The organism is Pseudomonas sp. TH06 (assembly GCF_016651305.1).
In the GTDB taxonomy this organism is placed as follows: Bacteria; Pseudomonadota; Gammaproteobacteria; order Pseudomonadales; family Pseudomonadaceae; genus Aquipseudomonas.
Window position 1 is genome coordinate 570,555 of record NZ_JAEKEC010000001.1, and the last position, 24,962, is coordinate 595,516.

The window sequence follows — 24,962 nt, forward strand, 5'->3', positions numbered from 1 at the left end:
CGGTTCGCCCGCGGCTCTCCCGCGGGCTTTTTTTTGCCTGCGGATTGGCGTCGAGGCGGTAGACGAGCGTGTCCTGCACGCCGTGGCGTAGTGAATGCCGGGCCTCTGAGTGAATTCTGATCAGTACCAGCGCTGGCTAGCTGTCTGAGCAAGCCGGTTTGTATTTTCTGCCGCAGCGGGCAATTCTGTCCTTTGACCCCACTGACCGGAGCGCCCGATGCCGCTGTTGACCCTGCCCTGCCAACGCCTGACGCTCGCCATCCTTGACCCGGATCAGGCCAAACTGGAAAGCGATTTCTACCAACTCAACCAGCGTCACCTCGCGCCGTGGTCCCCCATCCGTACCACTGACTATTTTTCCACCGAGCAGATTCAACGCCGCCTCGATATCCAGGCCAACGCGTTCGAAGCCGGGTTGGCGATGCATTTCGCCCTGTTGACGCCCGACGGCCAGCAGATGATCGGCGCGTGCAATTTCAGCGGGATCATTCGCGGGGCGTTTCAGGCCTGTTACCTGGGTTATCACATCGACGCAGCGCATCAGGGTCAGGGTTTGATGCAGGAAGGCCTGGAGGCTGGCATCGACTACATGTTCGACACCCAGAACCTGCACCGGATCATGGCCAATTACATTCCCGGCAACGAGCGCAGTGCGCGGTTGCTGGAGCGACTGGGCTTTGAACAAGAGGGTTACGCCAAGGCGTATCTGAACATTGCCGGGCGCTGGCAGGATCATGTGCTGACGGCGTTGGTCAATCAGGCGTTCGAAGCGCCGGATCAGCGTTGGTCGCGTCGTTTGAGCTGACATTCACAATTTGTTCAGCAATGGCGATCTATGCTCAGGCCTCCTGCCCTTTCCGGTTGCCTGAAACCTATGTCGCGTGCCGCCCCGTCGCTGTTTCTGCTTGCTGCCCTGCTGTTTTTCTTCGCATTGGGCAATCATCAATTGCAAGGTTCCACCGAAGCCCGCGTTGCCGGGATCGCCATGGAGATGCATCTGGACGACGACTGGGTGACGCCCCGTCTGTTCGGCGAGCCCTTTCTGGAAAAACCACCGCTGAGTTTATGGCTCGACGCCAGCGCCATGCGCGTATTTGGCGTCTCGCCGTGGGCCGTGCGGTTGGCGTCGGCGGTGGCCGGGCTGCTCAGCGTGATGTTGTTGTACGGCATGTTGCGGCGCTTCGAACGCCCGAAAGCGATCGCCTGGACGGCAGGCATTCTGCTTGCGACGATGGCCAGCTACTGGAGCAACGTGCGTGGTGTCGGCGAGGATGCACTGCTCGCTCTCGGCGTGACGGCAGCGCTGTTGGGTTTTTTCCAGGCGCAGCGCGCATCGACCGCCGGCAGTTCGCTGCTGTTTGTCGTCGGGATCGCCATCGCCACGCTGAGTAAAGGCGTGCTGGGGCTGGCGATGCCGGGCGTGGTGATTTTCGCTTATCTGCTGGCGGATAACCTGATCGACAAACGCCTGAAGATCGGCGATTGGCTGCGGCCGGGGCTGCTGACACTGGTCGGGTTGATTCCGCTGCTGATCTGGCTGGCGGTGCTGTATCAGCGCGGCGGTCTGCAAGCGGTCAGTGAAGTGTTGCTGACCAACAGCGTCGGACGCTTCAGCGGATCGTTCGTCGAGGCCGGGCACTACGAGCCGTTCTACTACTACCTGGCCAAACTGCCCGAGGCGTTCCTGCCGTGGAACATTCTGGTGTATCTGGGGCTATGGCATTTCCGTAAACAGTTGAAGGCCAATCGTTACCTGCTGTTTTTCAGCCTGTGGATCGTTGCGCAATTCATCATGCTGACCCTGGCGTCGAGCAAGCGCACGGTGTACCTGATGTCGATGACACCGGCGGCGGCGGTGATTGCTGCGGAGTATGCGTGGGTACTGTTCGAGCGATTGAAAGTGTACGAAGGCGCCAATCGGCTCGTCGGAAGAATCGCCCGTCATCGTCAGGCGTTGGCAATTGGCGTACTGACCGTGGTGATCGCCAGCTATCTGGGTGCCGCACAGTGGGCGCTGCCGCATGCGGATAAAAAACTGTCGTTCCTGCCGCTGACCGAACACATTCAGACGCTGCAAGCCGAAGGGCATCAAGTGGCATTGTTTCAAGCCAATGAGCGGGTTGGCGGGGCGAGCGTTTTCTACACGCAGCAGGTGCTCAAGGGGCTGGATACTGATGCGCAGCTACGGGACTTCCTCAGTGCATCGACATCAAACGTGGCGTTGATGGCCGGCGACAGCCTCCCCGCCGCACCGCTCAAAGTGCTCAACACCTTGATGGTCGGACGGCAGGCGTACTACTTCGTCAGCTACTGAAACGCTCTGAACATTGTGGCGAGGGAGCTTGCTCCCGCCGGGTCGCGGCGCGGCTCCCTTCAATCGGGGACTGCTACGCGGTCCAGCGGGAGCAAGCTCCCTCGCCACAGGTTATCGTTGCATTTCAAGTTCTGCCGAGGGCGCAATGTCCCTGGTCTGCAATACCGGCTTCTCGAGCCGCGCCCGCCCGTAAAACGCCAGCGCCGTCAGCAAACACGCCAGCCACACAAAGATTCCGGCCCAGAACGTGTGGGACATGTAGTGCCAGCCCTGCAGAACGCGCGTCGTGCCGTAGATAAAACCGAGCAACAGCGAGCCCCACAAAATGGCACTGGAAAAACGCCATTGATAACGCCGCGCCACAAAGTACAGCGCGAGCATGGTGAAACCACCGGAGGCATGTCCGCCCGGCCAGCAACGTCCACTCCCCGCCTCATGGAACAGTTGGAAATTGCTGTACCACTCAATGTGGGCCATTTTGCCGCCGTACAGCGTGGTCTCGATCGGGCAATAAACGCTGGTGTGCGATTTGAGGAAATGGATCACCCCGGTGCAGACCGCGAACGCGACCACCACGAAGAAAAAATCCCGTCGATGATCAGCGGCAAAGCGCAGGACTGGCGCGACTCTGCTGCGTTCCAGGAATGCGCCGAGTCGTGGCCGTTTCTGTGGATTAACCAGCGGCCAGACCAGCGACAGCATCGCGCCGATCAGGGCGATTTCGGCAGTCCAGTTCGGAATGATCCGCGCCCATTTGTGCGTGAGTTTTTCAAAGAAGTGGACCTTGTCGAGCGGAAAGGATTGGCTGAGCGGATCGAACAACAGGTTGCTGAACTGAATGTCGATGGTGGTCATGTCGAACATCAGGAACACCAGCGCGGCGCAGGCCAGCGGGATGCCGAAGTTAACTGCATAGAAACGCGATTTCATCGGGTGGTCACCGTGCGCCAGTCGGAGGCTTCAATGAAGCCGAGCATCTTCGGAGCCGCCGGGCTGGCAGCGGAAACAAACAGTGAGGAGCCGTAACCGAGGTCAGAGGCCGGCACTTTGAGGTCTTTTTCGAGTTGCCCCATGCACTCGCTGTGCGTCACCAGAATCAGGTTGCGACCCGGCACCTTGTGCGTGAGCGCGTCCTGCAATATGCGGCCCTTGCAGTTGATCAACCAGTCTTCGCCGCTGGCCGCACGGTTGAACATGTAACCGGCGGTTTGCACGGTGCGCATCACCGGGCTGTTGTAGATGTCGGCGTTGTTCAGGCCCAACTGCTCGAACTGCGCGCCGACAGCCACCGCGACACTGCGCGAACGGTCGGTGATGCCGTCATTGCCCGTCAGGCATGCGGCTTTGGAGTGATCACAGCGCTCGACGTGCCGCACCAGCACGATCATGTCGCCCCTGGCCCAACCTGCCGCCAACGCCTGCGCGCCCGCCACATTGCCATGCGCCAGGTCCGGCACCGCCGCCGGCGCCAGCAACCACAGGGTCAACGGAATCACCAGCACCGACGCCGCCAGCACCACCCAGGTGTTGCGAAAACGCGCCAGACCACTCAGGTCGATCGAGCGCTTGACGCCAAACAGACTCAGTCTCAATTCCACAAAAAGCCGCCCGTCACTTGTCATTCGATGCGGCGAAACTACAGACACTCGCGTGGGCAGCCAGTGAAACCCATGTGAAAAAAGTCTTGGGATCGCTTGTTACAAATTCTGTCTGACAAAATCCTTTCAGCTCTCGCATTTGCGGCCGATACAAACCTGCTAACACCCTTGCTGGCTCAAAAAAACAACAATCTTCCAGCCTAACCGACGATCAGGAAACACAACGTTTCTGGAGGAATTGTGATGAATAGCTGGTTCGGCAACATCAGCGTGAACATGAAACTAGGCCTGGGCTTCGGCCTTGTCCTGGCCCTGACCTGCGTGCTGGCCCTGACTGGCTGGACCAGCCTTGGCGGCCTGATTGATCGCAGTAACTGGATGAGCGACATCACCCAGCTCAACGCCGGCCTGACCAAGCTGCGCGTGGTGCGCCTGCAATACATGCTGACCAACGGCGACGAAACCGCCGCACAGAATGTGCAGACCACCCTGGAAAGCTTCGCCGCGCAACAACAGAAGCTGATCAACAGCTTCAAGAGCCCGGAAAACGTCAAACTGCTCAAGGAGCAGGCAGCGACCATCGCTGAATACCAGACGTCGCTGAACAAAATGCGCAACGCCTATCGCACCGGCAACAGCGCCCGCGACTCCATGAGCGTGAGTGCCGAGACCGCGTACAACCAAATCGAATCGATCAGCAAACGCGTGCAGCAGATGGACATGAGCGAGCAGCGTTTCGAACAGTTCCAGGCGATCACCGCCGCCAAGGAAGCGTTCATCCTCGCGCGCTACGAAGTGCGCGGCTACACCGCCACCACCAACGCCGAAACCGAGCAGAAAGCTGTCGGCCAACTCGACGTGGCGATCGCCAGCCTCAAGCAACTGAACGTGCATTTCGCCGATTCGCAGCAGGACGCCCTGCGTCAGCTGGAAACCGCACTGGTCAACTACCGCAGCGCGTTGTTGGCCTATAAAAACGCCAACACCGATGCGGTGCAGGCCCGTAAGGAAATGACCGACCAGGGCGCCGCCATCGTTACCACCAGCGAGCAGCTGTACCAGATCCAGCTGGACCGTCGCGACATCGAAAGTGCCCAGGCGCGCACCTTCCAGCTGATCAGCACCTTGCTGGCGCTGTTGGTTGGCGTGATCGCCGCGGTGATCATCACCCGTCAGATCACCCGTCCGCTGCAAGAAACCCTGACCGTGGTCGAACGCATCGCCAGTGGCGACCTGACCCAAAATGTCATCGTCACCCGCCGTGACGAACTCGGCGTCCTGCAACAAGGCATCGCGCGCATGGGCGTGACCCTGCGCGACTTGATCAGCGGCATCCGCGACGGCGTTACGCAAATCGCCAGCGCCGCTGAAGAACTCTCGGCCGTGACCGAACAGACCAGCGCCGGCGTGAACAGCCAGAAGGTCGAGACCGACCAGGTCGCCACCGCCATGCACGAAATGACCGCCACCGTGCAGGAAGTCGCACGCAATGCCGAAGAAGCCTCCCAAGCGGCTGCCGCTGCTGACGGCGAAGCCCGTGAAGGCGACAAGGTAGTGAACGAAGCCATCGCGCAGATCGAACGTCTGGCCAGCGAAGTTGTACGTTCCACCGAAGCCATGAGCGTGCTGCAACAGGAAAGCGACAAGATCGGCAGCGTCATGGACGTGATCAAAGCCGTCGCCGAACAGACCAACCTGCTGGCGCTCAACGCCGCGATTGAAGCGGCACGCGCCGGTGAAGCCGGTCGTGGTTTTGCCGTGGTTGCCGACGAAGTCCGTGGCCTCGCCCAGCGCACGCAGAAATCCACCGAAGAAATCGAAGGCCTGGTCGCTGGTCTGCAAAACGGCACCCAGCAAGTCTCGGCAGTGATGAGCAACAGCCGTGCCCTGACCGACAGCAGCGTGGCCCTGACGCGCAAGGCTGGTGCCTCGCTGGAAAACATCACCCGCACGGTGTCGAACATCCAGTCGATGAACCAGCAGATCGCCGCTGCCGCCGAACAGCAAAGCGCCGTGGCCGAAGAGATCAGCCGCAGCATCATCAACGTGCGTGACGTGTCTGAGCAGACCGCAGCGGCAAGTGATGAGACCGCTGCTTCGAGTGTTGAGCTGGCACGCTTGGGTGGTCAGTTGCAGCAGATGGTCAGCCACTTCCGCGTTTGACCTTCAGTCAGCGTCATAGCCTAGATCCAATCGCGGGCAAGCCCGCTCCCACAGGTTTTTCGGTCGTTCACAGAGTTTGTGTTCGACGCGATACCTGTGGGAGCGGGCTTGCCCGCGATTGCGTTAGACCTGTCACCGCATCAAGTCAAACCACGCCATGCATGAAGAACTCAACCGGCACTTTAAAGAATTCGGCAAAACCTTTGATTTGAGCAACCGTCATTTTTCGCTTGTTATTCAATATCTCTGAAACAGCACTCTGAGTTGCGATATCAGACAAATCCTTCTGCTTGACCCCTCTTTCCGAAATCAGAAACGCCAGCGCCTCTGATTGGGATGAGTAAGGAATCAAAACAGTTTCAGCCTCGTACTCATACACTCGATCAGACACCAACTCCGCAAACCGCGCTGCTGCGTGGTCTTCATTGTCAGCATGCGAGTAAAGCTCATCGATCAGCGCCATCCGCACCTGCAAGTCAGCATCGTTCTTGATCGGGTCATGACAGGCAGACAATAGCTTGGACAACGTAGCTATCTGTTCGCCCAAGCCATCAAGCATGGGCGAAATATCGGCTATGAAGGAATCCAGTCCGGTGGCTTCGACCTTTTTGCGCTTCATGTTCCCACCCTTGATTTCATTAAACATAAATAGCTTGGGCCACTCTGACCAACTACTTAACTTCAGCCTTCCACCATTTGTCGTATCCAGCATGGGGAAGAATTTCCTTGATATAGACAGTGCCGGTTTTAGTGTTGATCCACGTAATGATTCGGCACTCATTTTTTTTGATATCAAAAACGTAAATATCCAGCGGGCCTTTTTTACTGGTCAGCCTCAGCTTCGAGTGAGGGATGCGATCGACGTTCCATCCTGAGGCACTGGCCCAGTCTTGACGTAGCTTCTCAAACGACTCAAAGCGCAGCGGTGCCCGGTCGAAGATGGTTAGCCACAAGGTGAGAGCATCTCTCCACTGGCCATGGGTTTCAATGGCCCGCGCAACCGCCGCTTTTGTGATCACTCTCATAAATTTTCGGTTCTGGCGTCCCTACATGCGCCAAAATTTATCGCACATCCAGATATCTGTAAAGCAGATATCTTCCATAAACTTGAACGCTCTGTTCGCCATAGAGGTGAATCCGTTGCCGCGACTCTCATGGTCCGCGGCTCTATACAGGCGCTTCCTTCGGCAACGCCTGCTGGGCGTGAGTGCGAGCAAAAATCCGGGTGTGCTTCAGTCCAGCCAGGGATTGATCACCTCGACTCCTGAAAACTCAAAATCCTTCACGTTACGAGTGGCTATGGCTGCGCCATGAGCTCGGCAGATTGCGGCGATTTGCGCATCAGCCATCGATACAGCGCGCCCCCTCGCTTCGCAATCTGCGACAAGGGTTGCGTACTCAACGGCGGCGTGCGCATCGAACGGCAAAATGCGTCCGGCAAAATCCTCTTCGAACATGGCCATGGCATGAGCTTCAAGTTTTTGTTTGCGCTTGCCAGAAGAAAGGCGTGCGATGCCGTGGAGAATTTCTGCCACTGTCACCGCACTGACTGCCAGATCCATCGCTGGTTGCGCATCAACCCAGACAAGCACCCGGGCTTCTGGCTCGACGCGCATAAACTCTGAAAGAACATTGGTATCGAGCACTATCATTCAGAGAAATCCACCGCAGTGGCTGTCTCTGAGCGCTCTGGCAAATCGAGGTCAACTCCGCCGACAGCGTTGAACCGATTGCGTATCCGGCTGCCAAGTCCACCGGCGCGATCAACAGTCGCCAAGGCTCTACCCAAAATGAGGCGAGCCTCCTCCTCCATGGAGTGTCCGTTATGCGCTGCGGTAATACGCAATTGTTCTTTCAGCTTCTCATCAAGGTTTCGAATTGTGATGCTGGCCATGATGCCCCCCCTGCAATCAATGAAATCATTGATTGCAGGCTAGCACATCCTGCCGTGCCGAAATCCGGCGATCTTCCGAACGGCACCCCACCTCACCGCGTGCCACGTTGGCGCAGTGACGACGGCATGAAGTACGAATCCTCCGGCACCGCTTGGGTGAAATCCACGGTTTCCGGTTCTTCGTTGTCGAGGTTCTGTACGTAGTAACGGCGGGCCTGCAAGTCGTGGAAGACGTCCAGCGCGCTCCACGTCGTTGGCAGGTCGTAGAAGTTTTTCAGGTAGGCCATCGATACGCGCCACAACTCCCCGCGCCCGTCGTATTGATCGACCAGCGCAGCGCCCCAGCTGTCTTCGTCCAGAAACAGCACGCGCTTGGAGTAGATGTGTCGTGCGCCGGGTTTGAGGTTGCCTTCGACGACCCAAACGCGGTGTAGCTCGTAGCGGGTGTATTGCGGGTTGAGGTGGCCCGGGGTGAGCAGTTGCGCGTACTTCACGTCGGGGCTGCCGACTTTGTAGTTGTTGTAGGGGATGTAGATTTCCTGTTTGCCCTTGAGTTTCCAGTCGTAGCGATCCGGCGAGCCGTTGAACAGGTCGGTGTCGTCCGCGGTGCGCAAGCCATCGGAGGACGCGATCGGCGTGTCATACGCAAGGTTCGGTGCGCGGCGCACGCGACGTTGGCCGGCGTCGTAGACCCAGGCCTGGCGCGGATCCTTGAGCTGGTCGAGCATCTCATGCACCAGCGCCGCACCGCCGGCCAGCCGTGCCGGACTTTTCACGAAGGCGACGTAGTAGAACAGGATGTTTTTCAGGTCGGCGAACTGGCCGCCCGGGCGGTAGAAATTGAACAGCGCTTCTTGCTGCGAAGTCACCAGTGCAAAGCTGCCGTTGCGTTGCACGGGCGCTTCGGAAGCGCGACGAACGACGTAGATGCCGCGATATCGGGTGATGTGATTCCACAGCACTTCGATGCCGTCCTTGGGCACCGGGAACGGCACGCCGCCATAGGCATCGGAGAAACCGCTGCCGCCTTCGAGCAGCTTGGCCGAGGTCGCATTCTTCAAGGTGTTGTCGTACAGCCACTGCGGGGCCGAACCGGAACGCCGCGAAGGGTAGATCGGCATCTGAAAGGTGTCGGGGTAGCTGTTGAACAGCGCGATCTGACCCGGGCTGAGGTGAGCCTTGTATTGGTCGAGGTTGGCTTTGGTGATGGTGAACAGCGGTTTGTCCGCCGCGTAGGGATCTGGGTGATGCTGGCCGGGTTTGTAGCCGGCCGGGGCCTGGGTGATGCCGCCGGTCCAGGCGGGAATAGTGCCCGCCGCGTTGCCGGCACGCTCTGCGCCCATGGGGGTCAGGGTGGTTTTCAGTTGTTCGGCTTGTTGCGGGGTGATGGCGGCCAGAGCGGTGCTGGCAGCCAAGCCCAACACAAGTCCTAGCGAAGCCTTGGTCAATCTTGAAGTGTGAAACATGATCAATCTCCGAAACGGGAGTGAGGTCTGCAAATCACCGTAGATCCCCTGTAGGAGTGAGCCTGCTCGCGATAGCGGTGTATCAGACAACACCTACAGCGACTGACAATTCGCTATCGCGAGCAGGCTCACTCCTACAAGGGGTGCGCCTGTGGTCTGGATATCAAAGGAAATACTTGAGGTTGAACCCGATGTTGTCGCGGTCGCGAATGCCGTTGTTTTGCCCGCCGCCGTAGAACTCGGTGTATTGCAGCTCGGCCTCAAGCTTGTTCTGGTAATTGGCCTTGATCCCCAGCGTGTAGGCCTTGCGACCTTCGATGGTGTTGCCGGCCTGATAGCTGTTGCCTTTGAAGTCGTCCTTGTAGACGACGTAAGGCGAGACGTTGACCCCGGCGTACACGTCGTTCCAGGTGCCGTTGAGCATGGCCGTGTAACTGTAGGAATCGCGATTGACCTGATCGTCACGATCGCCGCCCGACACATAGGAATAGTTCCCGGTGCCGGCGTAGTAACGACGACTGCCGTCATAAGCGGTGTATTGCAGGCTGCTGCCGCGCAGGTGTTCGGAGGCCAGTTCGAAGATGCCGAACAGTGAATCGAACGACGCTGTCGGGCCGAAGTTGTAGATGGTGCCCAGCGAAGTGTTGAACGCTTCCACGCGTTCGGCGTTGTTGATCTGGCTGTCGAGAGTGACCATCTGCCCGCCGACGTTGATCGCTTTGCCCGTCACCGCCGCAGCCGCACCGTTGGCCAAATCGCCAATCAGATCGTTGGTCGCGGCGACACCGATCGGCAGGTTGGGCCGATACGCCAATTCGCCGAACACCGAGGCCTCACCCAACGTGGTGTTGAAGCTGAACCCGTACATGCGGATGTCTTCGGCATAGCGCCGATGCGCCTGGATGTTGCCCATCACATCAGCCGTGGCCAAACCGTTGGCCAGTGCGCCGGCCTGACTGCCCGCGACACCCGACAACAGGTTGGTCAGGGCATTCATGTCGATGCCCTTGTAACCGCCCAGATCGGCGGCGATGGTCGGCTCCTTGGCGTGGTAGTTGACCATGTACAGGCCGAACTCGGTGCTGTTGAGTTGTTCGGCAATGTAGCGAAAGGCAAACCCGAACTGGCCGTCGTTGCGCGCGTTGTAGTCCTTGCCGATGGACGCGACCTTGAGCGTATTGCCGTAGGCCGGTGTCACACCGTTGGCGTACAGGCCGGTGGTTTGCAGGGCCTGGCTGAGCAAAGGGTTGTTGCCCAAGGCACTGTAAAGACCGATGACGTTGCCAAATCCCGGCACCGGCGTATCAAGCGCCGTGCCGCTGAAGTCGTTGTAACCGGTGTTGCCGCCGTCGGCGAACAGGTCGGTTTGCGAGTAGAACGTGCCGACCGGATCGATGCGGGTTTCCTTCCAGTTGGTCTGGTAGAAACTCTCCATGGTCAGGCTGTCGGTCAGGCCGATGTTGAAGCTCAACGCCTCCACCGGTACCAGCACTTCCTTCACTTCGGCGCCGGGCAAGCGGTACTTGGCAGCGTCCACCGGGTTGGTCGTATTGATCCCGCCGCGATAGAAAATCCCCTCGCCCCAGTTGAACACCTGACGGCCGACACGCGCCGTCACCGGCATCTGCGCGACGTCCCAACTGCCGTGGACATAGGCGTCGAGCATCTCGATGCGGCTGCCGGCGATGTCGCGGGTCTGGCTGGTGAAACGGTCGTCCTGCGGGTAGCTCTGGCTCGGTTGCGACGGGTTGTCGTTGCGGTAGTAGTCGTTGCGTTTGTCCATCAACTGGGTGTCGTAAAACGCAGTGCCGCGCACGAACAAGCCGTAGTTCTGATAGTTGGCCTCAAGCTCGGAGGTGATCTTGTACACCTCGGAAACCAGCCCGGTGTCGAAGTTGCGATTGCCGTCGTTGGTGTTGACGTCGTCGTTGGTTTTGTCGCGCCCCTGCACCCGCCACAAGCGGCCATAGGACAACGTCGTGTCGAACGAGCCGGTCACCTGTTTGTCCAGCACGCTGAACTCCACAGCCTGCGCCCCATCGACCGCGCAGAGTTGCAGCAACCCGGCCAGGCCGACCCCGGGGAGCGCCGCGCCAGACAGGCGCAATCGAGTGTTGATCATGAGTTTTCTCCTTCCCTGTTCTTATTGTTTTTGTGTTCGCGCAACCGTGAGGCGATAGCTATGGAAGCAATCCCGCGCTGACATAAATCCGGCTGTGCGAGCCGAAATGGCCGAGCAGTTTGAACAACTGCCGGTTCAGTGCCGGATGGTTGAAATCTTCGCGTTGCAACTGATTGCCGCTGCTGAAATCGCTGGTGGCCGGCGCGGTCTCAAGCCACTGACCGATGGCTTCATCGAACGCGGCAGAGTCGTCGACGGACTCGGCGCTGACCACCTCGCGCAGGTAGTCCACGGAGTACGGCGGGTACTGTTTGTCCTGGGCAAAATCGCTGTAAGCATCGAGCATCGGATGCGCTTGTCCGGCTCGCAGCAAACGACGCAGCCAGTTCGACTGATACTTTTCGACTTCCATATGCCGGGTGGCAACGCGTTCGATGGATGCCTGCTTGTCGTCAGCGAAACCGGCCAGCGCCTTGCCTTCCAGCAGCAAGAGATTGGCGAGGTCAACGCCGGGCAGTGGTTTGGCGTGATACGGCTGGGTCAGGTCCTGGACGTGGTGCGCGCCCCAGCCGAGAAAGCGATAACCCCAATAACGATGGCCGCTGGCAAACGCCAGTCGCGCCAGCCCCATGTATTGATAGGCACGCCAGTCCGGCCAACTGCGCTGTAGAAATCCGGCAGCGGCATACACCACCGCGCTCTCATGAAAGAACCCCATGTGGAATGGCGCCTGCGAGCTGTACTGAAAACGCGCATCGCCGAACGGCTGTGGGCCGAAACCGTAGACCGCGCCGACTGCGCCCGGGTTGTCGCTGAACAGGTTGATGTCGTGACCGTAATCCGGCTCGTCGGCGGCGCTGGCCAACACCGCAAGCGGCGCGACTTGTTCACCGTCGGCCACGCGGATAAAACGCTGGCGGTTCCACGGTGAGAGGGTCTGTTCGACCATGACTTGATCGGCGCTGAGGTGCTCACGTTCGGGCAGGTCTTTGCCCGGCATCGGCTGGATGACCATCGCCAGATGAATCTCGGGATTGATACGCAGCGCGGTGAGGAACGCGTGGCGCAGATTGTCCCCCGGCACGGCGGGCATTTTCAGCTCGTCGGGGCGCGGCGGGTACTCGACGAAATGCTCGCGGGCGAAGCTTTCCTGTTGTTCCAGCAATGCGATGATGGCCGGATATTGCTCAGTCAGAAACTGTTCCAGTGGCTCGACTGCAACCGGCGGCGCATCACGCAGCGCCGGCAGATCCTGCAATGCCAGGTAACTGCCCACCGTATGGTTTGACCAACCCCAGGCGCTCGAGGTTGTTGCAAAAAGCAGCAACAGGAGGAATGTCAGCTTCATGCTTCTGGTTCTTTTTATTGGATGTGCTGTGGGGGTTGAGCCTAACAACCACCCCCGCCGCTGACACTGTCCGATCTCACCAGAAAAGTTCTCCAATGGCGCCATTTACCCGATTGCCAGAACACCGCCGCCCCCTGTAGGAGTGAGCCTGCTCGCGATAGCGGTGTGTCATTCAAATGGATATTGGCTGACACTCCGCTATCGCGAGCAGGCTCACTCCTACAATGGGATCGTGGTGTCTTCTTAAGCGGGGTAGCCGGTGATTTTGCGGATGCTCTGGTACAGCGGCTTGAGCTGTCGGTACATGCGCAGGTAGACATCTCTGTAGAGTTGTTCGTAGATTTTTTGCGCCTCGGGTTGCGGCATGAACACCGCGCCGACTCGGGTCATTGCAGCGATTGCCGTTGGAAAATCCGCATGCAGCCCCAGTCCCACCGCACAGCAGATCGCCGCACCCAGACCCGACGCCTCATACACATGCGGACGCTCCGCCGGCAGGCCGAAAATATTCGCCGTCAGTTGCATCGCCGCATCGCTCTGCGAACCGCCGCCAGCCACCCGCAGACGCGTGATCGAAACCTTCGAACGCTTCTCGATCTTCTCCATGCCCTGGCGCAAGGCATACGCCAGCCCTTCCAGAATTGCCCGGTAGATATGCGCGCGGGTGTGCACATCGCCGAAGCCGATCATCGCGCCTTTGGCCTCAACGCCCGGCTCACGGATGCCCGGTGACCAGTAGGGTTGCAGCATCAGCCCCATCGACCCCGGCGGCACCTCGTTGACCAGCGCATCAAAGAGTTCTTCGGGCTCAATGCCCTGCGCCTTGGCTTGCTGCATCTCGCGCAAACCGAACTCATTCTTGAACCAGCTGACCATCCAGTAACCGCGATAAATCATCACCTCGCAGTTGAACTGATCCGGCACCGCCGACGGATACGGCGGAATCAACGGGACGATTTCCAGATAGCGTGAGCGCGTGCTGGTGATCGTCGCCGTGGTGCCATACGACAGGCATACCGTGCTCGCATCGACCACACCGGAACCGACCACTTCGCAGGCCTTGTCGGCACCGGCGGCAATCAGCGGCAGGCCTTCGGGAATGCCGGTATGGCGGCTGGCTTCAGCGGTGATGTAGCCGAGGGTTTCACCGGGTTTGTGCAGGCTCGGCAATTGTTCGGGACGCACCGCCAGCGCCTGCCATTTCCAGTCGGAGGGCGCCGCCCATTTCAGGCGTTTGAAATCGAATGGCAAGTAGCCGACGCAACAGCCCACCGAGTCGACAAACTGCCCGCACAAGCGATGAGTAAGAAACCCCGAGAGCAGCAAAAACTTGTCTGTCGCCGCCCAGATATCCGGCTGATGCCTGGCGATCCAGTTGGCCTCGGCCTGGGCGCGAAAATAATCCACGGTGGCTTGCGCACCGACCAGTTTGAACAACCAGCCCCACGGTCCCTTGATCCCGCCTTCGACTTCACTCTGACGCTGATCGAGCCACAGAATCGCCGGACGCAACGGTTTGCCCTCGGCATCGACATTGATCACCGTGCCGCGCTGAGTGGTCAGGGAAACACCGGCAATCTGCGCTCGATCAATCCCGGTTTGCGCCCACACCTGCTGGCAGGCCTCGCCCAGTTTCGCCCAGTAATATTCCGGATCCTGCTCGGCCCAACCCGGTTGCGTCGAGTAATAGGCCTGCAGTTCGACCTTGCCTTTGCCGAGCAGATTGCCCTGCAAATCGAAGAGCAGCGCACGCACGCTCTGGGTGCCGTTGTCGATGGCCAGCAGGTAACGGTTGTTTGGTGGGTTATCCATGGAGCTCTCTTCAAGGGGCATCAAGGCGTGGCATCCGGCAAACCATGATGGCGTTGCCACAACGCCCGATAACGCTGCAACTCTTGCTGCCATTGCTCATCGTCCCAGCCCAGTCGCGGCTGGCAGAGTTGGCGGATGGCGGCGAAATGCTCTTCACCGCCGCGCGCCAGCAAAAGGCCCAGACGCGTGCGGCGCAGCAGCAGGTCATCAAGGTGCAAGACCATTTCCGCATCACACGCGAAGGCCAGTTCCGCCCACAGAGTGTCAGTGCTGGCGACGCTGGCGTGACCCAACTCGGCGATCAGTTGCGCCAGCCTCGGCAGGTCGCGACCGTGGCGTCCGGCCAGACGTCGCCACTGCTGCGCGCTGAGCCCGGGAATCGCCGATGTCGGCACGGCAGTAAAAACCGCAGCAGCGTCATCAGCAAAAGGACGGTCGAGCATCGCCGCGCAGGCCCTGAGCACTTCGATGGCTTGCGGGCGAAACGTCGTCAGTTTGCCACCGGCCAGGGTGACGCAACCCGGTTCCTGCCACAGCACGTGCTCACGGGTTTCGTTCGACGGTTTGTCTTGATGATCGCCCGCCGCGCTGCCCACCACCGGACGCACGCCGGACCAGGTTGAAAGCACGTCGCTCGCGACCACTTCAGCGCCGGGAAATTGTTGGCTGCAAGCCGCCAGCAGATAGTCGAGTTCTTCCTGGCTGATGCTCGCGCTCTGATCCAGATCCCCGCGATGATCAAGATCCGTGGTGCCAACCACGGTCGCGCCTTCCCATGGAAAAACGAACACCGGTCGACGGTCACGTTCATGCAGAAAAGTGAACGCCTGCGCCACCGGCAAACGCCAGCCCGGCAGCAGCAAATGACTGCCGCGCAACGGGCGCAATTGACGTGCAGTTCCGGACGGTCGCAAGCGCTCAGCCCAGGTCCCCGTGGCTACAGCCAGCACGCCGCAACGCAATTGCAGCGACACGCCCGCTTCGCAGTCCTCGACCTGAACCCCGCACACCCGCCCGTTTTCACGCAGCAGGTGCTCGACGCGCAAACCGTTGAGCACCACCGCGCCATCGGCCCGAGCCTCACTCAACACGCGCATCACCAGCCGCGCATCATCGGTCAGCGCATCGACAAAACAGGTGCCGCCGAGCAGGTCGGTTTCCTTCACGCCCGGTGCCAGATAGCGCAGTTGTTGCGCGTCATGAAACTGATGGCTGCGACGCCCGGCCAGCGCGTCATACACCGAGAGCAAACCACCCAGCACTCGTGGCCCGGGAAAACCGCCGCGATAGTGCGGCATCAGGAAACTCATCGGCTCGACCAGCCCCGGCGCCTCGTCAAGCAAGCGCTGGCGTTCGCGCACCGAATCACGGGTCAGGCGCCACTGCCCTTTGGCGATGTAACGCAAACCGCCGTGGACCATTTTCGACGATCGACTGGAGGTGCCCCAGGCGAAATCGCGTTGCTCCAGCAGCAGGCAGCGCCAACCTCGGCGCGCCGCTTCACGCAGTATTCCGGCGCCGCTGATACCGCCGCCGATGACGATCAGATCCCACGTTTCATCTGCCAGCGTCGGCAAAATCTGCTGGCGCCACGCAGCGTTCCAATTCAGGCCCATGGCCGTCACTCCGGTAACAGCGTGCCGGGGTTGAGGCGCCCGGCCGGGTCGAAGTGTTTGCTCAGCGCCTGCAAGGTGTCGATGGCCAACTCGCCCTTTTCGCGAAGCAGGTACGGCGCGTGATCTTTGCCGACACCGTGTTGGTGGCTGATGGTGCCGTGGTTGTCGACAATGGTCTGGCTGGCCGCGTGTTTGAGCGCTTTCCAGCGCGCCAGTGTCGCGGGGTAATCCGCCGCCGGGCGAAACACGTAAGTGGTGTAGATGCTCGAACCTTCGCCGTAGACATGGGACAAGTGCGTGAAGACGTGCACCCGTTCACCTTCAGCGGCCAAGGCGTCGCGCAGACTGTTTTCGATGAGGTGCAGCAGGTTGTCGACATTGCTCCAGTCGGTGGCGGTTTCGAGGGTGTCGACCACGTAACCGGCGTTCCACAGGTTCTCGCGCAGATAAGGGAAGCGGAAGCGATTCTGCGCCCATTTCTTGCCGAGCAAGGTACCAGTGAACACACCGCCGAAGGCTTTCAGATGCTGGCGGGCCTGACTCAGGGACAGCGCGTTTTGCCGGCGATTGCCGGTGACGCCGAAGGTCAGCAGGCACTTGCCCTCGCCCGCCCCGCGCAGGCTCAGGTATTTTTCCAGCCAGGCGATTTGCTGCGGATGACCGGCCAGCGCCAATTGCGTTTCGGTTTCCACCGCGTTGGACAAACGCAGCATCGACAGCGGCACGCGTGCCTGAGCGAGTTGACGAATCGCTTGCAGTGCTTTGGCCCAGCTCGGCAGGAACACGCCGTAAAAACGTTCGTCGGCGGGCAGTGCGCTGACCCGCACTTTGACTTCGGAAATGATCCCGAAACGGCCTTCACAACCGAGCATCACTTCGCGCAGATCAGGCCCTGCCGCCGAGGCCGGGAAGGTTGGAATCAGCATCGGCCCGGCGAAGGTTTCCAGCGTCCCGCCGGCGAACAATTGTTCGATGCGCCCATAGCGCAAAGACTGCTGACCGCTGGAGCGACTGGCGACCCAACCGCCCAACGTCGACAGCTCCCACGATTGCGGGAAATGCCCCAGCGTGTAGCCACGGGCACGCAACTGACTTTCCACCTGTGGGCCACTGGCGCCGGGGCCGAATGTCGCCAACAGGCTCTGTTCATCGAGATCGATCAGACGATTCATCCGCGCCAGCGAAACGGTGACCACTGGTCGCGTGGAGTCCGGCGGATTGATGTGCCCGGCCACCGACGTGCCGCCGCCATAAGGGATCAGGCACAAATCCTGTTCATGAGCGAGCGCCAGCAATTGGCGAATATGTTCAGCGGTCTCGGGAAACGCCACCGCATCGGGATAATTGCCCAGCACACCTTCACGCAACGCCAGCCAGTCCGGCAGGCTCTGGCCCCGGGCGTGGAGCAAACGATCATGGGCATCGACGCTGTACAAGGTGTGCGCCTGCAACCGCGAGGCGGGCACGCGGGCCAACGCCGTGTCCAGCGTTGCGTCGGGCAGCGCTCGACCATCGCCCAGGCGTTGCGCGAGAAAACTCGCGCCCTGGGCCGGCAGTTCGACCACCGTGGTTGCATCTCCCCAGCCGTTCCAGCGTCGCATGCGTGTGTCCTTTTTCGGTTCTTATCAGCGATATTTCAGGCCCCCATACTAGTCGGCGGCCAAAAAGTGTCACGGTCGCATCCGGCCAGTTCATGTAGCCAATTGAGTCAAACGTCGCGCAAGCGTCAGCCATTTACTTTAGCCGTGGTTTCAAATTACCTTTCAGGCATTCATTCGCTCATGCAGGCTTTGATCAAGGGAATACGATCATGCAATCGCTCGGCTTCACGTCTGTTCCGCCGCTGCTTAAATATCTGCGCCATGCCGAGCAATTGGGCATGGCCATCGAGCCGGCGTTGGCGGCGGCCGGTTTGCAGGCGCAGCAGTTGAGCGACAACACCCTGCGCTTGCCGGGTGAGGCGCATGAAAAGCTCCTCGATTATTTCTGCGAACATTCGGGCGATCCGCTGTTTGGGCTGAACGCGGCGAATTTCGTCCTGCCCAACTCGTGGAGCGTGCTCGGCTACATCACCATGAACTGCGCGACCCTTGGCGATGCCATGAGCCGGATCATGCCGTTCGAGAAACTGGTCGGTGACATGGGCGTGAGTCGCGCCGAGGTGCTGGACGGGCATGTGCATCTGATCTGGACGTGCCGTTATCAGCGCCCTCGGATTCGTCGGCATCTGGTGGAAAACGTGCTCGGTTCCTGGCTGCACTATGCGCGCTGGATTGCCGATACGCAGCTGTCGCCGGCCGCCGTGTGGCTGGAGCATGCCCGCCCGGACGAGGTGACGCTGGCGCACTATGAGCAGTTCTTCGATTGCCCGGTGCTGTTCGATCAGCCTTATTCGGCGCTGATTGTGCCGTTGGCGTACTTGCAGATGCCGTTGCGTCAGGCCGATGCGCAATTGCTGCGCACGCTGGAAGAACATGCGATGGGTTTGATGGCGACGCTGGAGGATGCCTCGCTTGCACAGCAGGTGAAAAATATCCTGCGTCAGTTGCTCAAGGAAGGCTTGCCGCGCAAGGAGCAAGTGGCCGAACAGCTTGCGGTGTCGGTGCGCACGTTGCAGCGGCAGTTGCATCAGGCGGGGACGTCGTATCAGCAGATTCTCGATGACTTGCGCCAGGAGTTGGCTGAGCATTATCTGTTGAACAGCACGTTGCCGATTCAGGACATTGCGCAGTATCTGGGGTTTACCGAACCGAGGTCGTTTCATCGCACGTTCAAGAGCCGGCGGGGGATGCCGCCGGGGGAGTTTCGGCAGATGCATCGGGGGTGACTGGATTGGCCTCATCGCGAGCAGGCTCACTCCTACAATTGATCTTCAGTGAACGCAGATTCTGTGTCCGGCACAATTCCCTGTAGGAGTGAGCCTGCTCGCGATGGCGTCAGTTTCATCGCACGTTCAAGAGCCGGCGGGGGATGCCGTCCGGGGAGTTTCGGCAGATGCATCGGGGGTGACTGGATTGGCCCCATCGCGAGCAGGCTCACTCCTACAGTTGATCTTCAGTGAACGCAGATTCTGTGTCCGGCACAATCCCCTGTAGGAGTGAGCCTGCTCGCGATGGCGTCAGTTTCATCGCACGTTCAAGAGCCGGCGGGGGATGCCGTCCGGGGAGTTTCGGCAGATGCATCGGGGGTGACTGGATTGGCCCCATCGCGAGCAGGCTCACTCCTACAATTGATCTTCAGTGAACGCAGATTCTGTGTCCGGCACAATCCTCTGTAGGAGTGAGCCTGCTCGCGATGGCGTCAGTTTCATCGCACGTTCAAGAGCCGGCGGGGGATGCCGTCCGGGGAGTTTCGGCAGATGCATCGGGGGTGACTGGATTGGCCCCATCGCGAGCAGGCTCACTCCTACAGTTGATCTTCAGTGAACGCAGATTCTGTGTCCGGCACAATCCCCTGTAGGAGTGAGCCTGCTCGCGATGACGTCAGTTTCATCGCACGTTCAAGAGCCGGCGGGGGATGCCGCCCGGGGAGTTTCGGCAGATGCATCGGGGGTGACTGGATTGGCCCCATCGCGAGCAGGCTCACTCCTACAGTTGATCTTCAGTGAACACAGATTCTGTGTCCGGCACAATTCCCTGTAGGAGTGAGCCTGCTCGCGATGGCGTCAGTTTCATCGCACGTTCAAGAGCCGGCGGGGGATGCCGTCCGGGGAGTTTCGGCAGATGCATCGGGGGTGACTGGATTGGCCCCATCGCGAGCAGGCTCACTCCTACAGTTGATCTTCAGTGAACGCAGATTCTGTGTCCGGCACAATCCCCTGTAGGAGTGAGCCTGCTCGCGATGGCGTCAGTTTCATCGCACGTTCAAGAGCCGGCGGGGGATGCCGTCCGGGGAGTTTCGGCAGATGCATCGGGGGTGACTGGATTGGCCTCATCGCGAGCAGGCTCACTCCTACAATTGATCTTCAGTGAACGCAGATTCTGTGTCCGGCACAATTCCCTGTAGGAGTGAGCCTGCTCGCGATGGCGTCAGTTTCATCGCACGTTCAAGAGCCGGCGGGGGATGCCGTCCGGGGAGTTTCGGCAGATGCATCGGGGGTGACTGGATTGGCCTCATCGCGAGCAGGCTCACTCCTACAGTTGATCTTCAGTGAACGCAGATTCTGTGTCCGGCACAATCCTCTGTAGGAGTGAGCCTGCTCGCGATGGCGTCAGTTTCATCGCACGTTCAAGAGCCGGCGGGGGATGCCGTCCGGGGAGTTTCGGCAGATGCATCGGGGGTGACTGGATTGGCCTCATCGCGAGCAGGCTCACTCCTACAATTGATCTTCAGTGAACGCAGATTCTGTGTCCGGCACAATTCCCTGTAGGAGTGAGCCTGCTCGCGATGGCGTCAGTTTCATCGCACGTTCAAGAGCCGGCGGGGGATGCCGCCGGGGGAGTTTCGGCAGATGCATCGGGGGTGACTGGATTGGCCCCATCGCGAGCAGGCTCACTCCTACAGTTGATCTTCAGTGAACGCAGATTCTGTGTCCGGCACAATCCTCTGTAGGAGTGAGCCTGCTCGCGATGGCGTCAGTTTCATCGCACGTTCAAGAGCCGGCGGGGGATGCCGTCCGGGGAGTTTCGGCAGATGCATCGGGGGTGACTGGATTGGCCCCATCGCGAGCAGGCTCACTCCTACAATTGATCTTCAGTGAACGCAGATTCTGTGTCCGGCACAATCCTCTGTAGGAGTGAGCCTGCTCGCGATGGCGTCAGTTTCATCGCACGTTCAAGAGCCGGCGGGGGATGCCGTCCGGGGAGTTTCGGCAGATGCATCGGGGGTGACTGGATTGGCCTCATCGCGAGCAGGCTCACTCCTACAATTGATCTTCAGTGAACGCAGATTCTGTGTCCGGCACAATCCTCTGTAGGAGTGAGCCTGCTCGCGATGGCGTCAGTCGCCGCACCTAAATCCGACAGGCAAATCCTCAAACTCTGTAGCGCAATAAACCTCTTACACCGCAGCTGTTTAAAGACACTCAGTGTTACGCGCAAGAGCCTACAAATCCTTGCGCCGCTGCCTACGGCTAAGCCAGAATCCGCCGGCTTGTGCGCCCAGAGCTTGCTGCGTAACTTGATTCGGGTCACTGATTCCCAGTGATCGGGTTTAGTAGCCCGGATTAGTTGACTTACGGTTGCACAAGAATCATCCAGTCGGGCTTTCGCTTGCACTTGATGGTAGCTGTGCGCATGGCATCTTCGGGTGCGCCGGATCTTGAGTCTTCTGCCGGTCTACTAACTTGCGCACAGCTGCCACCCCTCTCGTTTAGTAGCGAGATGGCTGCGGCTCTTCTGGAGAAAGACTCAATGTTCAAAGTAACGCCAAACCCACCGGTCACCGACCCGGGCTCCCCCTACGAATCCCCCGACTCAAAGAAATTCCACGACGCCGCCGAGCGCGCCCTCGACCACTACCTCCGCCCGCCCACCGCCGAGATCATGGCCGCGCCCTACAAACCCAACAAGCTGTACATGACCGACCCCGAAGCCGATACCGAGTCGCTGCTGGTGGATGCCAGTGAAACCCTCGGCTCGGCCATTGTCATGCTGCATAACCACGTAGCGCTGGTCGAAGGCACGCACCGCAAAACCCTGCAAGGCATTGCTCAGGTGGTGATGCTAGCGGAGTTGGCGGTCAATCGCGTGCTTGATCGGTTAGTGCCGACCGAGTAACGAAAAAGCCCACTGTCAGACCGTAAGGGTTTGGCAGCGGGCTTTTCTATGCGGCTTGAAACTGTTTCAAACACTGATCGCGTTGGTAAACACCAGCCGATTGCCAAACGGATCAGCAATCGTCATGTCCTGACTCCCCCACGGCATCGCCTGAATCTGTGGGTGCGAGAACTTGTATTCCTTCGCCACCAATTGCTGCTGGAACGCCTCCAGCTCATCGGTCTCGATGCGCAGCGCCGAACCCGGCGTCGCATCGCCATGATGCTCGGACAGGTGCAGCACACATTCGCCGCGAGACACCTGCAGATACAACGGGAAGTTCGCTTCGAAACGATGCTGCCAGTCGATCTTGAAGCCGAGGAAGTCGACGTAGAATTCTACGGCTTTGGCTTCATCGAAGATCCGCAGGATCGGGGTGGTTTTGCCGAAGCTCATGGGGTGCTCCCTGACTGGTTGGCCCGACAGTGTAGCTGGGCTGGATGTCAGCACTTCGGCTTGGTGCGGACTTTCTTTAATTGCAATATGCCACCATGAGACACAGGTCAAAAGATCGCAGCCTTCGGCAGCTCCTACAGGGGTTTTGCGATTAGTTGAAACCTTTGCGTAGATCTCCTTCGCGCGCGAGGAATCGTCCTTTTCTTTGGCCGTTTGCCTGGCCGTCGCGGTAACTCAAAACGCCGTTGATCCACACGCCATCAATGCCCTGCGCCGCTCGTTGCGGGTCATTGAAATCCGCCACATCGCGCACGGTCAGTGGATCGAACAACACAAGGTCCGCCCAATAACCTTGACGAATCTCGCCCCTTTCCTTCAAGCCAAATCGCGCCGCCGACAGACCGGTCATCTTGTGTACAGCGGTGTGCAGCGGAAACAGCCCGACATCACGACTGAAATGCCCGAGCACCCGTGGGAAGGCGCCCCACAGGCGCGGATGCGGGAACGGGTCTTCCGGCAGTCCGTCGGAGCCAACCATCGATAGTGGATGCGCGAGGATTCTTCGTACATCGGCCTCGTCCATGCCGTAGTACACCGCGCCCGCCGGTTGTAGGCGTTTAGCGGCGTCGAGCAACGGCACGTTCCATTCGGCAGCGATGTCGATCAAATCGCGGCCGCTGACTTCCGGGTGCGGCGTCGACCAGGTGATGGTAATGCGATGGGCATCGGTGACTTGCTTCAGATCAAGTGTCGAAGAACTCGCCGCGTACGGATAGCAATCGCAACCGACCGGGTGGGTTTTGGCGGCTTCTTCCAGCGACGCGAGCAACTGCGGACTTCGCCCCCAGTTACCAACACCAGCACATTTGAGGTGGGAAATGATCACCGGCGATTTCGCGTGTCGCCCGATCTGAAACGCCTCATCCATCGCCTCCAGCACCGGGGCGAATTCGCTGCGCAAATGGGTCGTGTACACCGCACCAAACGCCGTGAGTTCTTCGGTCAGTTGCATGACTTCATCGGTGGAGGCGTTGAAGGCGCTGGCGTAGGCCAGACCTGTGGATAAACCCAAGGCGCCGTGTTCCAGGCTCTCGCGCAACTGCTCGCGCATCGCGGCGATTTCTTCCGGCGTCGCGGTGCGGAACATGTCGTCGAGGTGATTGCTGCGCAGCGCCGTGTGGCCGACCAGCGCCGCCACATTCAACGTGGTGTTGGCCGCTTCGACCGCCGCACGGTAATCGCTGAAGCGCGGATAAACGAAGGCTGCCGCTGTGCCGAGCAGGTTCATCGGGTCCGGTGGATTGCCTTTCAGACTGACCGGTGAGGCGCTGATCCCGCAGTTGCCGACGATCACCGTGGTCACGCCTTGGCTGAGTTTCGGCAGCATTTCGGGCTGGCGGATGACCACGGTGTCGTCGTGGGTGTGCACGTCGATGAAACCCGGCGCCAGCACGCGGCCGGCGGCGTCTATTTCCTCGCTGGCAGTGGCATCGTGCAAGTCACCAATGCGCTCGATGCGGCCATCAAGAATCGCCACGTCGGCGTGGTAACCGAGTGTGTTGCTGCCGTCGATGATCAGGGCATTGCGAATCAGCGTGTCGTACTGCATGTCAGTCTCCCAGCGGCAGGTGATCGTCGCCGCCACGGTATTCGTCGAGGGCGAGTTTGATCCGCCGCAGACGTTCTTGATTGTCTTCAGGATTGGCCAGCGCCAGCTCGGTGGCGAGCACGTCGATGGCGAGCAGCATGCCGTAGCGCGCCGCCGTCGGTTTGTAGATGAACGAGGTTTCCGCGCCTTGCAGCGGCAGGACGATGTCGGCCAGTTCGGCCAGCGGTGAGTCGCCGCGGGTGATGGCGAGGATGCGCGCACCGTAGTTGCGCGCCAGTTCGACGGTCTCCAGCAATTCCGGGGTGATGCCGGTCAGCGAGCAGACGATGAGCACTTGCTCGGCGTTCAGGCTGGCGGCGGTGACTCGCATCATCACCGCGTCATGACACACCGCAATCGGGTAGCCGAGGCGCACCAGGCGTACCTGCAATTCGTCACTGCACAGCGTCGAGCAACCGCCCACGCCGAACGCATGAATCATCCGCGCCTGACCGAGCAGTTTTACCGCGTCGGCAAAGCGCGATTCGTCGAACCCGGCCAAGTGCTGACGCAGCGTAGTTTCAATATCGCCGACGATCTGCCCGTAGAACGCCGACTGTTCAGGTGTGCCCGCCGGGTCGAGAAACCGGCTGCCGACGCCGCTGGCCTGAGCCAGTTGCAGGCGCAGATCACGCAGGTCACGGCAGCCGACGCTGCGGGCAAACCGCGACAGCGTGGCGGTGCTGACCTCGGCGCGTTGCGCCAGATCTTCGAGGCTGGCGCTCGCGGCAAAACCGACGTCGTCGAGCATCAGCCGGGCGATGCGGCCCTCGCCGGCGCTGAAGGAATCCTGACGGGCGCGGATCTGGTAGAGGATGTCCATGGCGGA

The 24,962-nt window shown here is 60.0% G+C and carries 20 protein-coding genes; 5 read left to right on the forward strand and 15 right to left on the reverse strand.

The genetic code is table 11. The annotated features are described in order from the left end of the window. Positions 1-217 precede the first annotated feature (217 nt). A complete protein-coding gene (rimJ, locus tag JFT86_RS02630; RefSeq protein WP_201235536.1) occupies positions 218-805 on the forward strand; it encodes a ribosomal protein S5-alanine N-acetyltransferase in 588 nt (195 codons plus the stop codon). Between the two features lie 69 nt (positions 806-874). Next, positions 875-2,314, forward strand: a complete 1,440-nt coding sequence (locus JFT86_RS02635) for a glycosyltransferase family 39 protein (protein ID WP_201235537.1) — start codon at positions 875-877, stop codon at positions 2,312-2,314. A 111-nt stretch (positions 2,315-2,425) separates the two neighbouring features. Here JFT86_RS02635 and JFT86_RS02640 read toward each other — a convergent pair whose 3' ends face one another. Both JFT86_RS02640 and JFT86_RS02645 read right to left on the reverse strand, forming a co-directional pair. After that, positions 2,426-3,244, reverse strand: coding sequence for a phosphatase PAP2 family protein (locus tag JFT86_RS02640; RefSeq protein WP_201235539.1), 819 nt, complete (start codon positions 3,242-3,244; stop codon positions 2,426-2,428). Then, a complete protein-coding gene (locus JFT86_RS02645) occupies positions 3,241-3,912 on the reverse strand; it encodes a histidine phosphatase family protein (protein ID WP_201235541.1) in 672 nt (223 codons plus the stop codon). Before JFT86_RS02645 ends, JFT86_RS02640 begins: the two co-directional genes overlap by 4 nt. Positions 3,913-4,155: 243 nt before the next feature. Here JFT86_RS02645 and JFT86_RS02650 point away from each other — a divergent pair, with 243 nt between their 5' ends. After that, positions 4,156-6,075 (forward strand): methyl-accepting chemotaxis protein, encoded by a 1,920-nt coding sequence (locus tag JFT86_RS02650; RefSeq protein ID WP_201235543.1) that lies wholly within the window; start codon positions 4,156-4,158, stop codon positions 6,073-6,075. Between the two features lie 145 nt (positions 6,076-6,220). Here JFT86_RS02650 and JFT86_RS02655 read toward each other — a convergent pair whose 3' ends face one another. The 10 genes from JFT86_RS02655 to JFT86_RS02700 all read right to left on the reverse strand — a co-directional run bounded on the left by JFT86_RS02655 (position 6,221) and on the right by JFT86_RS02700 (position 17,934). Next, positions 6,221-6,694, reverse strand: a complete 474-nt coding sequence (locus tag JFT86_RS02655) for a transcriptional regulator (protein ID WP_201234310.1) — start codon at positions 6,692-6,694, stop codon at positions 6,221-6,223. A 52-nt stretch (positions 6,695-6,746) separates the two neighbouring features. After that, positions 6,747-7,100, reverse strand: coding sequence for a type II toxin-antitoxin system HigB family toxin (locus JFT86_RS02660; RefSeq protein WP_242489354.1), 354 nt, complete (start codon positions 7,098-7,100; stop codon positions 6,747-6,749). Between the two features lie 207 nt (positions 7,101-7,307). Beyond that, on the reverse strand, positions 7,308-7,727 hold the full coding sequence (locus tag JFT86_RS02665) for a type II toxin-antitoxin system VapC family toxin (protein ID WP_201234068.1): 420 nt from the start codon (positions 7,725-7,727) through the stop codon (positions 7,308-7,310). Continuing rightward, positions 7,724-7,969, reverse strand: a complete 246-nt coding sequence (locus JFT86_RS02670) for a plasmid stabilization protein (RefSeq protein WP_201234067.1) — start codon at positions 7,967-7,969, stop codon at positions 7,724-7,726. The genes JFT86_RS02665 and JFT86_RS02670 overlap by 4 nt, the downstream gene beginning before the upstream one ends. A 92-nt stretch (positions 7,970-8,061) precedes the next feature. Beyond that, positions 8,062-9,435, reverse strand: coding sequence for a DUF1329 domain-containing protein (locus tag JFT86_RS02675; protein ID WP_201235545.1), 1,374 nt, complete (start codon positions 9,433-9,435; stop codon positions 8,062-8,064). Between the two features lie 163 nt (positions 9,436-9,598). Continuing rightward, positions 9,599-11,557: a DUF1302 domain-containing protein gene (locus JFT86_RS02680; RefSeq protein ID WP_201235547.1), complete on the reverse strand. Its 1,959-nt coding sequence runs from the start codon at positions 11,555-11,557 to the stop codon at positions 9,599-9,601. Positions 11,558-11,615: 58 nt separating this feature from the next. Beyond that, a complete protein-coding gene (locus JFT86_RS02685) occupies positions 11,616-12,905 on the reverse strand; it encodes a phospholipase (RefSeq protein ID WP_201235549.1) in 1,290 nt (429 codons plus the stop codon). A gap of 243 nt (positions 12,906-13,148) precedes the next feature. After that, positions 13,149-14,717, reverse strand: coding sequence for an FGGY-family carbohydrate kinase (locus JFT86_RS02690; protein WP_201235551.1), 1,569 nt, complete (start codon positions 14,715-14,717; stop codon positions 13,149-13,151). Between the two features lie 20 nt (positions 14,718-14,737). After that, a complete protein-coding gene (locus tag JFT86_RS02695; protein WP_201235552.1) occupies positions 14,738-16,333 on the reverse strand; it encodes a glycerol-3-phosphate dehydrogenase/oxidase in 1,596 nt (531 codons plus the stop codon). A gap of 5 nt (positions 16,334-16,338) precedes the next feature. Beyond that, entirely contained in the window at positions 16,339-17,934 is a 1,596-nt protein-coding gene (locus tag JFT86_RS02700; RefSeq protein WP_201235554.1) for an FAD-binding oxidoreductase, read from the reverse strand. A 209-nt stretch (positions 17,935-18,143) separates the two neighbouring features. Here JFT86_RS02700 and JFT86_RS02705 point away from each other — a divergent pair, with 209 nt between their 5' ends. Then, entirely contained in the window at positions 18,144-19,160 is a 1,017-nt protein-coding gene (locus tag JFT86_RS02705; protein ID WP_201235556.1) for an AraC family transcriptional regulator, read from the forward strand. A gap of 2,524 nt (positions 19,161-21,684) precedes the next feature. Next, entirely contained in the window at positions 21,685-22,050 is a 366-nt protein-coding gene (locus JFT86_RS02710) for a hypothetical protein (RefSeq protein WP_201235558.1), read from the forward strand. A gap of 66 nt (positions 22,051-22,116) precedes the next feature. Here the strand turns inward: JFT86_RS02710 and JFT86_RS02715 are convergent, their stop codons facing one another. The 3 genes from JFT86_RS02715 to JFT86_RS02725 all read right to left on the reverse strand — a co-directional run bounded on the left by JFT86_RS02715 (position 22,117) and on the right by JFT86_RS02725 (position 24,956). After that, positions 22,117-22,485, reverse strand: coding sequence for a glyoxalase superfamily protein (locus JFT86_RS02715; RefSeq protein ID WP_201235560.1), 369 nt, complete (start codon positions 22,483-22,485; stop codon positions 22,117-22,119). A gap of 151 nt (positions 22,486-22,636) precedes the next feature. Next, positions 22,637-24,094, reverse strand: a complete 1,458-nt coding sequence (locus tag JFT86_RS02720) for a D-aminoacylase (RefSeq protein ID WP_201235561.1) — start codon at positions 24,092-24,094, stop codon at positions 22,637-22,639. A 1-nt stretch (position 24,095) separates the two neighbouring features. After that, the gene (locus JFT86_RS02725; protein WP_201235563.1) at positions 24,096-24,956 is read right to left on the reverse strand and encodes a MurR/RpiR family transcriptional regulator; all 861 of its coding nucleotides are present in this window, start codon (positions 24,954-24,956) and stop codon (positions 24,096-24,098) included. Between the last annotated feature and the right edge of the window lie 6 nt (positions 24,957-24,962).